General features: G+C 64.9%; 12 protein-coding genes. 10 read left to right on the top strand and 2 right to left on the bottom strand.

The window, feature by feature from the left end:
* Positions 1-111 precede the first annotated feature (111 nt).
* Genes C443_RS12960 through C443_RS12945 form a run of 4 tightly spaced genes read left to right on the top strand, consistent with a single transcriptional unit; the run spans position 112 to position 3063 of the window.
* Positions 112-807: a DUF4129 domain-containing protein gene (locus C443_RS12960; RefSeq protein ID WP_005536899.1), complete on the top strand. Its 696-nt coding sequence runs from the start codon at positions 112-114 to the stop codon at positions 805-807.
* Positions 804-1331 carry a DUF7269 family protein gene (locus tag C443_RS12955; protein WP_005536898.1) on the top strand — a complete coding sequence of 176 codons (528 nt, stop codon included), beginning with the start codon at positions 804-806 and terminating at the stop codon, positions 1329-1331. Before C443_RS12960 ends, C443_RS12955 begins: the two co-directional genes overlap by 4 nt.
* Positions 1328-2584, top strand: a complete 1257-nt coding sequence (locus C443_RS12950) for a DUF58 domain-containing protein (RefSeq protein WP_005536897.1) — start codon at positions 1328-1330, stop codon at positions 2582-2584. Before C443_RS12955 ends, C443_RS12950 begins: the two co-directional genes overlap by 4 nt.
* A complete protein-coding gene (locus tag C443_RS12945; protein ID WP_005536895.1) occupies positions 2581-3063 on the top strand; it encodes a DUF7519 family protein in 483 nt (160 codons plus the stop codon). The genes C443_RS12950 and C443_RS12945 overlap by 4 nt, the downstream gene beginning before the upstream one ends.
* A gap of 67 nt (positions 3064-3130) precedes the next feature.
* On the opposite strand, the gene C443_RS12940 is transcribed toward C443_RS12945, so the two are convergent.
* Together C443_RS12940 and C443_RS12935 are read right to left on the bottom strand one after the other, a co-directional pair.
* Positions 3131-4480, bottom strand: coding sequence for an ATP-binding protein (locus C443_RS12940; RefSeq protein WP_005536893.1), 1350 nt, complete (start codon positions 4478-4480; stop codon positions 3131-3133).
* Positions 4480-6090, bottom strand: a complete 1611-nt coding sequence (locus tag C443_RS12935; RefSeq protein ID WP_005536892.1) for a methyl-accepting chemotaxis protein — start codon at positions 6088-6090, stop codon at positions 4480-4482. Before C443_RS12935 ends, C443_RS12940 begins: the two co-directional genes overlap by 1 nt.
* 464 nt (positions 6091-6554) lie before the next feature.
* On the opposite strand from C443_RS12935, the gene C443_RS12930 reads away from it, so the two are divergent.
* From C443_RS12930 to C443_RS12905, 6 genes are all read left to right on the top strand, one after another.
* A complete protein-coding gene (locus C443_RS12930) occupies positions 6555-7883 on the top strand; it encodes an ammonium transporter (RefSeq protein ID WP_049944049.1) in 1329 nt (442 codons plus the stop codon).
* Complete coding sequence (locus C443_RS12925; protein WP_005536890.1) at positions 7876-8238, top strand: P-II family nitrogen regulator; 363 nt, start codon at positions 7876-7878, stop codon at positions 8236-8238. The genes C443_RS12930 and C443_RS12925 overlap by 8 nt, the downstream gene beginning before the upstream one ends.
* Before the next feature lie 9 nt (positions 8239-8247).
* A complete protein-coding gene (gene lrp / locus C443_RS12920; protein WP_005536889.1) occupies positions 8248-8706 on the top strand; it encodes an HTH-type transcriptional regulator Lrp in 459 nt (152 codons plus the stop codon).
* A gap of 120 nt (positions 8707-8826) precedes the next feature.
* On the top strand, positions 8827-10185 hold the full coding sequence (locus C443_RS12915; protein WP_005536888.1) for a substrate-binding protein: 1359 nt from the start codon (positions 8827-8829) through the stop codon (positions 10183-10185).
* A gap of 40 nt (positions 10186-10225) precedes the next feature.
* Positions 10226-10870, top strand: a complete 645-nt coding sequence (locus C443_RS12910; protein ID WP_005536887.1) for a chemotaxis protein CheC — start codon at positions 10226-10228, stop codon at positions 10868-10870.
* Between the two features lie 169 nt (positions 10871-11039).
* Positions 11040-12395: a substrate-binding protein gene (locus C443_RS12905; RefSeq protein ID WP_049944048.1), complete on the top strand. Its 1356-nt coding sequence runs from the start codon at positions 11040-11042 to the stop codon at positions 12393-12395.
* Positions 12396-12560: the final 165 nt, after the last annotated feature.

Below are 12560 nucleotides of genomic sequence, written 5' to 3'. Positions count from 1 at the left end.
CAGACGAGTCGTCCGCGAGGGGGCTTTCTGGCTGTTCGATTCGGCGTTATCACGACCCGTGACAAGCGGCAGGTCCCTAACCTATTCATATGCCAGGGGCGGAGTGGCTGTATGCAGCGACAGTCCCTCCTCGTGGCGGTTGTCGCCGCGATTGCGCTGCTGTCGTTCAGCGTCGGGGCCGCGAGCCTCGACGCTGCCACCGGGTCCGATCAGGCGGAGATGACCCGGGACGACAGCGAGATCGACAACCCCGACGGACAGGGCCTCAGCGACCCGCCAGGTAGCATCGATCCGCCCGAGAGCGAGAACGGTGCCCGCGCGTTGCTGCCGAGTGTCCCCGCCCCGGCAGTCGGTGCGCTCGCCGTCGGCCTCGCGGTCGGGCTCGCGGTTCTGTGGCGACTGGCCGGCCAGAGCCGGACAATCGACGAAACGGGCGGCGAGACGCCGGCCGTCGCAACGGCGGAGTCCGCGAGGAGCCCGTCGCATAGCGCTGCCGAGATCGATATCCCGCTCACAAACGACGTGTACCGCGCATGGGCCACCCTCGAACACGCAGTAGCCCCGGACCGCAGTTCCTCCACACCGCAGGACATCGAGACAGCAGCAACGGGAGTCGGGGCCGACCCCGACGCTGTCGCCTCGCTACGGTCGGTGTTCGAGCGGGTCCGCTACGGCCGTGACCAGCCGGACGCAGATCTGGAATCACAGGCCCGCGAGGCGCTGGAACAGGCAACCGACGACGCGGACGACATCGCAGCGAATCCCGACGACCTCAGAGACGAGTCCGGAACGGAGGCCGAGACGTGACACTGCGGCGGGTTCCGCTGGCGCTCGGTCTCGTCGCGACAGCCGTCGGCGTCGGCCTCGCCGCTCTCGGCGCGCCGCTGTTGCCCGCCGGCGCTGTCTCGGACCTCCCGATACTCGCCGCCGCCGTCTTCGCCGGCGGTGTCGCGCTGCTGGCGCTCCTCGTTCGCTCTCTCGACAGCGAACGCGGGATGGCGCTGCCGGACACTGACAGCCAGTACGTCACCGTCCCCGGCGACGACATCGACGAAGCGCTTGCTGCTGGGGCTGGACAGGAAGCTATCCGACAACGTGTCGAGGGGGTCGCGGTCACCGTCCTCCAGCGCGACGGACTCTCGCCCGAGGAGGCAACGGATGCGCTCCGGGCCGGCGCGTGGACGGACAGGGAGCCGGCCCGGGAGCTGTTCGACGGGACGCCGATTTCCCTCCGTGCGCGGCTCTCCGGGTGGCTCTCGGGTACCCCTCCGTTCCAGCGGCGTGTCGCCCACGCAACGGCCGAACTCCGACAGCGCGACGAGGAGCGATGAGCGAGGTCCATCGCACCGGTCGCTGGTTCGGACTGGCCGGGGCCGCGCTGGTCGCCGTCGGCGTCGGGCTCGTGGGGCAGGTCCCAGCGCTCGTGTTGCTGGGCGGGCTCGGCGTCACGCTGAGCGCGTACGACCGCGTCGCCGTCCCGCCGGCGGCGGACGTATCGATACAGCGGTCAATCACACCGACCGAGCCAGCGCTCGGTGAGCGAGTGACTGTCGCGCTCACGGTCCGCAACGATGGGTCACAGACGATTCCGGACCTCCGGCTCGCCGACGGCGTGCCGGATTCCGTCCGCGTCGTCGAGGGGTCGGCGTCGCTGGGGACGGCGCTGCGCCCCGGCGCGTCGACGACGATCACCTACGAGATTACCGGCGGAACGGACCGCTGCGTGTTCGACCCGGCGACAGTCGTCGTCAGGGACGTGGTCGGCGTCGTCGCCCGACGAACGTCCGTCATGGCCGAACCCGACACCGTCACCTGGGAGCAGCCGGCCAGTTCGGCGCTGCTGCCGCTGGTCCCGGCGGTGGCCCGCCGACCCGGGACGGTGCCCGTCGATGAAGGTGGCGAAGGGGTCTCCTTCTACGCGGTCAGAGAGCACCGTTCGAACGACCCGCTCTCGCGCGTCGACTGGAATCAGTACGCCCGCACCGGCGACCTGCGGACCGTCGAGTTCCGCCGCGAACAGTCGGCGACGGTCGTCGTGGTCGTCGACGCCAGAGCAGCCGCCGCACTCGCGCCGCGTCCGGACGCCGAGACGGCAATCGAGCGGTCGACGATGGCCGCCGTTGCCCTCGTTGAGGGGCTCCCCGAGGACGGTCACGAGGTCGGCGTCGCGGCGTACTCGCCACATGGCGCGTGGCTCGCACCGGGCACGAGCGCCGCACACCAGCAACAGGCCCGTGACCTGCTCAGGACCGACCGCGCGTTCGCCGCGACATCAGTCACTCGAACGCCGGATACGACGAAGCTCATCGCGCAGTTGCCGACGGCGGCGAACGTCGTCTTCCTCGGCCCGCTGTGTGACGACGACAGCGAGGCGCTGGTCCGCCGACTCGCCGCCACCGGCCACCCGGTGACGGTCCTGAGTCCCGACCCGACCGCGACAGACACGGCTGGCCACCGGCTGGCGCGGCTCGAACGCCGCGAACGGCTCCGTCGACTGCGAGCCGCCGGCATCGCCGTCCACGACTGGCCCGCGGCGGAGCCGCTGGAACGAGTCACCGAACGAGTCCAGCGGGGTGGCCAATGATTACGCGAACTGGAGCCGTCTGCGGCGGTGCGGCGCTGGCGGCGGGCGTCGTGACGCTGTTCGTCGCCGGTATCAGCGCCGTCTCGACTGCCGCCGCCCTCGTCGGCGTGGTCCTGCTCGCTGGCGGCCAACTGATTCAGTCCGGACGGCTGGTCGACCTCGCCAGCGCGTCGCTGTTTCTGGCGCTGCTGGTGGCCGCCCTTCAGGGGGCAACGACGACGACGGTACTGGTCGCCGGGGGCGCGACGGTGCTGGCCTGGACGTTCGCACACGCGGCGATGGACCTCTATGCAGACCTCGGGACAGCGCCCGGGACACCAGTCGAACTCACCCACGTCGCGGGGACGACAGGGCTGGTCGGGGGAAGCGTCGTGGTGACGACGCTACTCTTTCAGCTCGACGTGCCGGCGCTGTCGCCGCTGGCGCTGGCAAGCGTCGTGCTGGGCGCAATCGCACTGACCGCGGCGCTCAGGCGATAATGTCCCGGGCTGCGTCGGGCTCGGCCGGCTGTGGCTACTGGAGGGACTTTTGAGGGCGTCGCAACGACTACCGCGTCGGCTCAACCGCTGATTCCGGGGCATCGACCACGGTAAGCACGTCCTCGGGATCGGCATCGGACAGCGGGAACCGGAGCGAGACGGTCGTCCACCCGTCGGTTCGGTCGTACTCGATGCCCCCGCCGGCCGTCTCGGCGACCCACCGGGCGAGCCAGATACCGAGGCCGCTCCCGTGCTGGAGGTTCGTGATGTCCGCGTCCTCGAACAGGACGGCCCGCTCGACGGCGGGAATACCGGGACCGTCGTCGAGAACACGGATGAACGCGTCGCCGTTGACCTGTTCGGCCGTGATCCGGACGGCCGTACCCGGTAGTGTGTGTTCGACTGCGTTCTCGACGAGATTGTCGATAGCGTCGTAGACGGCCGTCCCACCAGTGATGGGGAGTGTGCTCGGAAGTGCCGTTTCGACTGGTGCGTCGGGGCGGTAGCTGTCGGCGACAGACCGGGCCAGTGCCGCCGCATCGACCGACTGTTCGGCGTCCCCGTCGAGCGCAGTTTCTACGCTTCGGGCCTTTTCGCTGACAGCGGCAAGGCGGTCTGCCGCGTCGAGAGCGCGAGACGCAGCCAGCGAGACGGACGAGTCGGCTGCGTGGGCACGAACGTATTCGGACGTCCCGAACATGACAGAAAGCTCGTTCCGGAGATTGTGTCGCAGGACGCGATGGAGAACACTGAGTCGGCGCTTTTGCCGCCGGCTGTCCGTCACATCCGTGTACATCGCGAAGCCACAGCGACGGCCGTCGACCGTGTCGTACGGGACGCCGCGATAGATGAACTCGCGGCAACCGTCGGCTGTTTTCCGGGAGACGACAGCGTAGTTGACTTCCCCGGCGGCCGTTCGCTCGTCGTAGTTGACCGCCTCTTCGACGCGGTCGCCGGGAACGATGTACTCGTTGAGCGGTTCACCCACGATTTCCTCGCGGTCGTACCCGAAGGTCTCGACGAACGCGGGGTTGACTGTCCGCACAATCGGGACGAAATTGACGATTTCGAAGCCGACGACCGCGTCCTGAATGAGATCGAACAGGTGCTGAAACGGGTCGGCCGTTTCGGCCGTTCGGCAGCGCGAGCCGACCACGGACCCGTCGTCTGCGGTCGTGAGTTCAATCGTAACCGGGCGAGAGCGGTCGCTCTGGCGCAGTGTGACGTGGCAGGTCCGTGTCACCCGGTCTGAAGCACTGCTGACGGCCTGTCTGGCTTCGGTCAGTGTCTCGCGGTCCTCGGCCGCGACCAGCGCGTCGACGGGTGTGCCGACAAGTTCGGCAGGTGTTCGGTCGAGCAATGCAGCGAACTCCTCCGTCGCAAACGTAATCCGACCGGTGTCGTCGATACCGAACATCAGTTGTCTCTGAGCCGGAGGAAGGGTGGGCTCGACAGCCGTGAGACCGACTGTTTCGTCCCCACAGTGCCACGCGGCGAGGCCGTGAGCGTCAGGTACTCGCGGCCGTCAGTCTGTGTCAGCGTGAGTTCCTGATCGGCAGCACCCGAGTAGAACGCCGCAAGCGTGGCCGGGACCGTATCGTCGTCGATGACGTTGACCACGGTGTCGTGGGGTTCGAAGACGCCGTCGTCGTTCTCGTACCGGGCTTCTCTGGCGGCCTGTTCGCCCATCATCCGTATCTCGCCCTGAATGTTCCCGACGATAACCAGCGGGGCGTCCCGTCTGGTCGCCGTCGTCTCGTTGGCAGCACCGAGCGAGGTCCGGTCGAGGTCGAACACGTTGTACCGCGCGTCCCAGTGTCCGAACATATCGAGGACGAACAGGGCGTCGTCATCAAGCGCGTCTTCGAGCGAGTGGTTGGTTGCTGCGAACGCGGCGGCAAGCGTCGACCGGTCGAGGGACGGTGGTGGCGTCAGCGAGACCGCCCGGCCGGCGGCGACAGCCGTCGCGCACAGTTGCGCAACGACCCCGTCGACCTGCGCCCCGTCAGCGTACCGGAAGACAGCCTGGCCGCCCATGACGAGGCCACCGCCACAGAGGTCGTCGAGGCCGTCGATGCCGGTCGGGACCGTCGGCGCGTCCGCCAGTCGGTCCTGCCGGTCAGCCTCGGCAGCGGCGAGCACGTCGTCGATCTCGTCCAGCATCGCAGTCTGTTCGGAACGGGCGGCACGTATCTCCGAGAGGTCGTCTTCGATAGCAGCGGCGCGGTCCGACACCGTCTCACAACGCTGGGCGACCGCTTCGCTCGTCGTCGCCTGCTCGTCGGTCGCTGCCGAGACGGACGCGATGCCGTCGGCCGTTTCCGCGACAGTGTCGGCCACGTCGTCGAGGCGTGCCATCGCCGTGGTGACCTGCTCGGCCCCGGTGTCGATACCGTCGATAGCTTCGTTGAGTTGGGCAACGGTGTCGTCTGTTGCTTCCCGAACCGCCGTCAGGGTCGTATCGATTTCTTCGGCCTGCTGCTGTGATTCCTCAGCGAGCCCCTTGATTTCGTCTGCAACTACGGCGAACCCGTCCGTATCGGTGGTGCCGCTTGCCCGCGCTGCCTCTATCGAGGCGTTCAGCGCGAGCATGTTCGTCTGGTCGGCAATGCGGTCGATGCCGGCCAGCGCATCGGCAATACGGTCGACCTGGTCCTGCAGGGCGGCCACCTCTGTGGCGACCGCCTGGCCCAGTTCGCGGACCTCGTCCATCGACTCGATGGCGTCAGCCGCCGCTTTCCGCCCGTCGTTTGCCGCGTCCGTCGCCCGCTGGCTCTGCTCGCTGACCTCGGTTGCGGTCGCAGCGATCTCCTCGATTGTGGCTGAAAGCGACGACACCTCGTCGGCGATCCACTGTGCGTCGGTTGCCTGTGCCGTTGCACGGTCGTCAATCGCCGCAAGCTGCTCGCCGACGGTCACCGACGCCGCCTGAACGACATCGAGTGCGCCCTGTGCGTTCGCGACTGCGCGTTCCTCTGTCACGGCCGTCGACTGGTCCGGAATGGAGGGATAATGGTCCGAAGCCATAATCAGCTATGAACCCGCCGAAGCATAATCGACTTGTACAGTTTATCGGCACATTGTGCCACGTCTCCCCACTGTTTTCCGGACATTTATACTAAATCCGAATCTGTGGTCGCGAGGTATAACCCTGTTGTCGCTGGCAACACCCGCCAGCCGAGAGCGCGCGCAAGCAAAAACGGCCTATTTGGCCCCCTGTGGCCGGAACTGGGGTCGACAAACGTCCAAAATTCCAGTGTGCATATACGGACTTTCTTTACGGAGAACAACCTTATATCCATAATATCATACCCTAATCTGGACGGTCGTCTACCACATCCCCTCTAATTTCCGCATTCATAAAGGCAAACCTTATGTAGTGCTGTTACCAGAGCCTTTCTCGTGAAAGAGTTGAAGAAGTTGAGCCAGAATGGGGGAAAGTTGGACATGCAGACGGCAGTCGATAACAAAACGAAACAGGTGAACTAGAAATGAGCTACACTGCACTACAAGTAGATCCGACCGTACTCGCAGAGGGGGTTAACCTCCTGTGGGTCCTTACAGTATCGTTCCTGATTTTCTTCATGCACGCGGGCTTCGCCATGCTGGAGGCGGGCCAGGTGCGCTCGAAGAACGTCGCGAACCAGCTGACCAAGAACCTCCTGACCTGGTCGGTCGGTGTGACGGTGTTCTTCCTGATCGGCTCAGGAATCAGTGCGCTGGTCGGCGGTAGCGGGTTCTCTCCCGCCTTCGGTGCCGGGGCCGCAAACGATTACGTCGGCTGGCTGTTCGGTGCCGTCTTCGCGATGACGGCAGCGACCATCGTCTCCGGTGCGGTCGCCGGACGAGCCAAGCTCCGTGCCTACATCACGTACACGTTCCTGCTGGCGGCGGTCATCTACCCCGTCGTCACCGGGATCACGTGGGCCGGCGCGTACATTAGCTTCGGCGGCGAGGCGTTCCACGACTTCGCTGGCGGGATGATCGTCCACGGCATGGGTGGCATCGCGGGCCTCACGGCAGCGTACGTCCTCGGCCCACGCATGGGTCGGTACAACGAGGACGGCTCCGCGAACGTCATTCCCGGCCACTCCCTGACCTTTGCCGTTCTGGGAACGCTCATCCTCGCGTTCGGCTGGTACGGCTTCAACGTCGGTACGGCAGCGACCGTCTTCGTCGTCGAGGACGGATCGCTTGCCCTCGGCGCGTTCGCGACGGTCGGCCGTGTCGCGATGACGACGACTATCGCGATGGCCTGTGGCGCGATGGGTGCCGGACTGGTCGCGTGGCTGAAGACCGGGAAGGTCGACACCCTGTACGTGGCAAACGGGCTGCTGGCCGGGCTGGTCGGTATCACGGCGATCCCCGACACCACGACGTGGTGGGGCGCAATCATCGTCGGTGCCCTCGCAGGCGGACAGCTGCCGGTCGTGTTCAGCTTCATCGAGAACCGGATGAAAATCGACGACGTCTGTGCCGTCTTCCCGGTCCACGGGAGCGCCGGTGTGCTCGGCACGCTGCTGTTCCCGTTCGTCGCCACGCCCGGCACGGTCGGGTCGGTCGCTAACGCCTTCATCGCACAGCTGATCGGCGTCGTCGCCATCGCGGGCTGGACGATTGTCGCAACCGGGGTCGTCTGGTACGCGCTCAAACTGGCCGGTCAGGCCCGGGTTACGCCCGAGCACGAGCAGGAAGGGCTGGATGTCAGCGAACACGGCGTCGAGACCTACCCCGAGTTCGGTGGTGGCGAGAGCGTCGTCGCCGATGGTGGTAAAGTGAGCCCGAGCATGCGTACTGACGGAGGTTCCCAAGATGACTGAAACCGACGACTCAGAGATCAAGATGGTAGTGGCAATGGTTCGACCGGACAAACTCGGCGACGTAAAGAAGGCGCTGGCTGAGGTCGGCGCACCCTCGCTGACGGTGACGAACGTGTCCGGCCGCGGCTCACAGCCCGCAAAGAAGGGACAGTGGCGCGGCGAGGAGTACGTCGTCGACCTGCACCAGAAGGTCAAAGTCGAGACGGTGGTCGCCGACATCCCCGCAAAGGATGTCGTCGATGCCATCGCCGACGGTGCCCATACCGGCGAGAAAGGTGACGGCAAGATATTCGTCCTCCCCGTGGACAACGCCTATCAGGTCCGAACCGGCAAAGAAGGCCCAGAGGCAGTCTGAGCCGACGAAATGGTCGATGATACCGACAGACAGGTAGTGAACGCACTGCTCCAGGACGGCCGGGCCAGTGCCCGTGACGTCGCCGCCGCGACCGGAATCGCGGCGACCACGGTGTCGCGCCGGATAGACGACCTGGAGGCGACCGGTGTGATCGACGAATACACCGTCGACATCGATTACGGGGCGCTGGGCTACGACGTGACCGCCGTGTTCCAGCTCTCCGTCGAGGGCGACGGGCTCGGACGGGTGGTGGACCAGTTACGGGATCGACGCGAGATGATCGCGGTCTACGAAGTGACCGGCGACCACGACATCGTGGCCGTCGGGAAGTTCACCGACACGAAGTCGATGAACGAGCGGATAAAGACGCTGCTGACCGACGAGGATATCCGATCCGCCTCGACGTCAGTCGTACTGAACACGGTGTGTGAGCACGAACAGTTCCCGGTCGGCGGAACTGACGCCTGAGCCGACGCCATCTGTTTTCCGACTGCAATCACAGCAGTGAGTAGCGTCTCGTCTCGGTTTGGAGACCCATTGATCGATGAAGCAAGGCTTAATTACAGCAGTAGTAATATATTTTTCATCATGGATTGGGATGCTCGGGGGTCGACAGTGACGCGACGGGAGCTACTCGCAGCCGTCGGAGCGAGTTCGCTCGCCGGATTTGCCGGCTGCGGCGGGAGCAACCGTGCTGCGACACCGACAAGCAATGTCACAGGGTACGCGAATCAACCGGTCGACGACGACCAAGTGACGCTTGGCCTCACGATCCCGCAATCGGGATCGTTCTCGCCACTTGGTACCGGCCAGCAGCGTGGATTCGAACTGGCCATCGACCATCTTAACGAGGGCGGTGGCTGGGTCGACACCGACGCGTGGCAGGCGCTGTCCGGGGACGGCATTCTCGGCCGGACGGTCGAGAGCGTTATAGCTGACACGGAGTCCAGTTCGGAAACAGCCCGGGACGTGGCGGAGACGCTGGTTGAACAGGACGGGGCCGTAATGATCGCCGGTGGCGGGTCGACAAACACAGCCCGGGAGTTACTCAAGTACTGTCCGACCCGCGGCGTGGTCCATATGCTCGGGTTCGCTCCGGGGACGAACGTCACGGGGATCGACTGCTCTCGATACGGATTTCAGGAGATGCACAACGGTCGGATGGCCGCCAACGCGCTGGTCCCGGTGTTGACCGAGCGGTTCGAAGGACGAACGGAGTTCTACCAGTTGCACGCCAGTTCCGATTTCGGCTTCACGCAGTCCGAGCAGTTCAAGCGCCGGTTCCAGTCGGAGAACTGGAGTGAGATGGGCAAGACGAAGACACGGGTCGGAACGGAGAACTTCAGGCCGCAGTTGCGGGAGGCCGTGGACGCTGACGTCGACGCCATCGTGTTGTCCTACCGCGGGCGTGACGCAGTCACCGCGCTGAACCAAGCGACGGACATAGTCCCGGAAGAGATGGACATCGTCATGCCGATCGTGAGTCGGCAACTGGCCCGCGATGTCGGCGCCGACATGGCCGGAGTCGTCGGCACCATTTCGTGGGATTACAGCATCGATACACCGCTTTCAACGGCGTTTACCGAAGCGTTCGATGCGGCGTATGCCGCCGACGAGGTCCGGGTCCCATCGGACCAGGCCCGACTGGCCTACGCGCAGACGCTCCAGTACGCCGCAGCTGTCGAGCGCGCCGGCACGTTCGAACCGCCGGCCGTCATCCGTGAACTCGAAGGCACCACGTACCAGGCCGGACGCGGCGAGGCGACGTTACGGGCATGCGATCACCAGTCTATGGGGCCCGTTCCCGTCGTCGAAGGATCCAGTCAGGGCCCCGAGGTACTCGACGTCATCCAGATTTCGACTGACATCGCGTACGGCTGCGAGGAGTATCCGGCAAGCGAGTGTACCGATCTGGGACCGTACGAACCCGAGACGGCCGACAGTTGAAGGGCGGTGGCGTTAAGCCGCTTGCGCCGCTCCAGAAGATATGGGCTTGAAAGTCGACGTGCGGAAGCTGGACCTTTTCAACCAGATGGCGAAGGAGGGGTCCGGGACAGTCGCGGAGAACCTCGGTCAGTTGACCGGGCTCGACGCGACAGTTCGGACCTCACAGATCAATTTTCTCGACATCGAGGACGTCAAGACACACATCGGCGACGACAAGGGCGTCGGCATCTACGTCGAACTGAACGAACCGCCCTACGGCTACGTCCTGTTCCTGCTCGAACCAGAGGACAGCAAGCAGATGGCCAGCGCGATGATGGGCGGGATGGGCGAACCCAGCGAGGGCGAGGGGTTCTCCGACATGGAACGGTCGGCGATGCAGGAGATCGGCAACATCATGACCTCCGCGTTTATCGACGGGTGGGCCAACGTGCTGGAGACGACCATCGATATGGGGACCCCGAACTTCGTGTTCGGGCCGGCTGACGGCATCATCGACGAGATGGGCGGCTGGCCGGACTCGGATCTGGTGTTCGTCGTCGACTCGCGTATCACCGTCGACGACGGCGACCTTGGAATGACCGTGTACACGTTCCCCGAACTGGAGGACCTCGTTGCGCTTATTCAGGATATCGACCTCGACACCGACGTAGCGGTAGACACCGAAGCCAGCGACATTCTTGACTGACAGCGATACGCTGTCTCTGCTATCTCGTTCTATCGTACGGCCAGCGGTGCTGTAATCGGCGAGAAACCGATCAGAGGCTCGTTATCACCAGCTACTGTCATAGTCTGTCCCAATTAGCTGCATTATACTTGATAAAGTATTATATATATTTACCATCAAAAGAAGCGGTATGCGATTGGAAAGAGGGGGCGTGGCAGTTGACAGGCGGTCGCTACTACAGCTTGCCGGTGGGGTCGGTACCGCGGGGCTCGCCGGGCTGGCGGGGTGCCAGGGCGGGGGTTCGAAGGCCGAAAACACACCGGAGCACCCACCGCTCGGGAACTATCCGGTCAACGGCGACGCGGTCACGCTCGGCTTTAACGTCCCACAGTCCGGGACCTACGCCGCCGAAGGGCGCGACGAACTTCGGGGATATGAGCTCGCCGTCACGCATCTCAACGAGGGCGGTGGCTGGGTCGGCCAGGGCTCCTTTGACGTACTCAGTGGCGACGGCGTGCTCGGAAAGACCGTCGAGTACGTCACTGCAGACACGGAGACGAAGCCGGATGTCGCGACGGACAACGCCGAGGAGATGATCGAGCAGGACGACGTCGTCATGTTCTCCGGCGGCTCGTCCAGTTCCGTCGCCATCGCTCAGCAGGAGGTCGCACAGGCCCAGAAGGTCCCGTACATGTGCTGTCTGACCCACTCGAACGATACGACGGGAGCGGACTGTGTCCGGTACAGCTTCCGGGAGATGTTCAACGCATACATGACCGCACAGGCGCTGCTTCCGGTGCTCAAAGAACGGTTCGGCCGGGAGGCTCAGTACGTCCAGATCTACGCGGACTACAACTGGGGCAAGACCATGGAATCGTCGATCCGTGACTTCTTCACGTCGAGTGGCTGGGTCGAGCTCACGAGCATCCCGACGCGTCTCGGGACGACGGACTACGAGGAGCCACTCAAACAGGCCAGGGACGCCGGTGCGGAGGTCGTCTTCCTCGACCACTACGGACTCGACGCCGCGAACTCACTGACAACGGCGCAGGAAATTCTCCCTGACGAGGTGGGGATTGTGGTGCCGCTGTACAACCGCATCGTGGCACAGAACGCCTCGAAGGCGCTCGACGGTGTTGTCGGGACGGTTGCGTGGGACACCAGCGCCTCGTCCGACCTCTCGAACGAGTTCAAAAACGCCTTCACCGCCGAGTACGGGAACGCACAGCGGCCCTCCGGCGTGGCCCATCTGGCCTACGCACAGACGCTCCAGTACGCCGCGGCTGTCGAGCGCGCCGGTACGTTCTACCCGCCGGCGGTTATCCGAGCGCTGGAAGACCACGAATACTCGGTTGGGTTGGGCAGCCAGACGATGCGGCGCTGTGACCATCAGGCCCAGCGTGGCGTGCCAGTGGTCGAAGGGCTTCCCGAGTCCGAGCAGTCCCTCGGTCGGTTCTACGACCTGCTCAGTGTCACGAAAGCGGTCGGATACGACTGTGACGGTGGCCCGGCCGCCGAGTGCGATCTCGGAGACTACGGGGACTAGAGCCGGAGCTCGGCGACAACTATACACCCGAAAAATACGGCAAACGGAGAACCGAGTGGGGACATGGACACGAGCAGTCCCCGTCTGTCAGAGGCAGACGGACACGCCCTGAGAGAGGCGGGTCGCGTCGCCGAAACCGGCCGTTCGGAGCCGGGGCCGCGTTAC

The organism is Haloarcula argentinensis DSM 12282, from assembly GCA_000336895.1.
Classification (GTDB): domain Archaea; phylum Halobacteriota; class Halobacteria; order Halobacteriales; family Haloarculaceae; genus Haloarcula; species Haloarcula argentinensis.
Note: the sequence above shows the minus strand (reverse complement) of the source record. Positions and strands in the feature narration are given on the sequence as shown.

What these genes read in the sequence shown, in the direction of transcription:
- C443_RS12960 (WP_005536899.1), top strand. Translation starts at nt 112, where the DNA reads ATGCAGCGACAGTCCCTCCTCGTGGCGGTTGTCGCCGCGATTGCGCTG.
- C443_RS12950 (WP_005536897.1), top strand. Translation starts at nt 1,328, where the DNA reads ATGAGCGAGGTCCATCGCACCGGTCGCTGGTTCGGACTGGCCGGGGCC.
- C443_RS12945 (WP_005536895.1), top strand. Translation starts at nt 2,581, where the DNA reads ATGATTACGCGAACTGGAGCCGTCTGCGGCGGTGCGGCGCTGGCGGCG.
- C443_RS12940 (WP_005536893.1), bottom strand. Translation starts at nt 4,480, where the DNA reads ATGTTCGGTATCGACGACACCGGTCGGATTACGTTTGCGACGGAGGAG.
- C443_RS12935 (WP_005536892.1), bottom strand. Translation starts at nt 6,090, where the DNA reads ATGGCTTCGGACCATTATCCCTCCATTCCGGACCAGTCGACGGCCGTG.
- C443_RS12930 (WP_049944049.1), top strand. Translation starts at nt 6,555, where the DNA reads ATGAGCTACACTGCACTACAAGTAGATCCGACCGTACTCGCAGAGGGG.
- C443_RS12925 (WP_005536890.1), top strand. Translation starts at nt 7,876, where the DNA reads ATGACTGAAACCGACGACTCAGAGATCAAGATGGTAGTGGCAATGGTT.
- lrp (WP_005536889.1), top strand. Translation starts at nt 8,248, where the DNA reads ATGGTCGATGATACCGACAGACAGGTAGTGAACGCACTGCTCCAGGAC.
- C443_RS12915 (WP_005536888.1), top strand. Translation starts at nt 8,827, where the DNA reads ATGGATTGGGATGCTCGGGGGTCGACAGTGACGCGACGGGAGCTACTC.
- C443_RS12910 (WP_005536887.1), top strand. Translation starts at nt 10,226, where the DNA reads ATGGGCTTGAAAGTCGACGTGCGGAAGCTGGACCTTTTCAACCAGATG.
- C443_RS12905 (WP_049944048.1), top strand. Translation starts at nt 11,040, where the DNA reads ATGCGATTGGAAAGAGGGGGCGTGGCAGTTGACAGGCGGTCGCTACTA.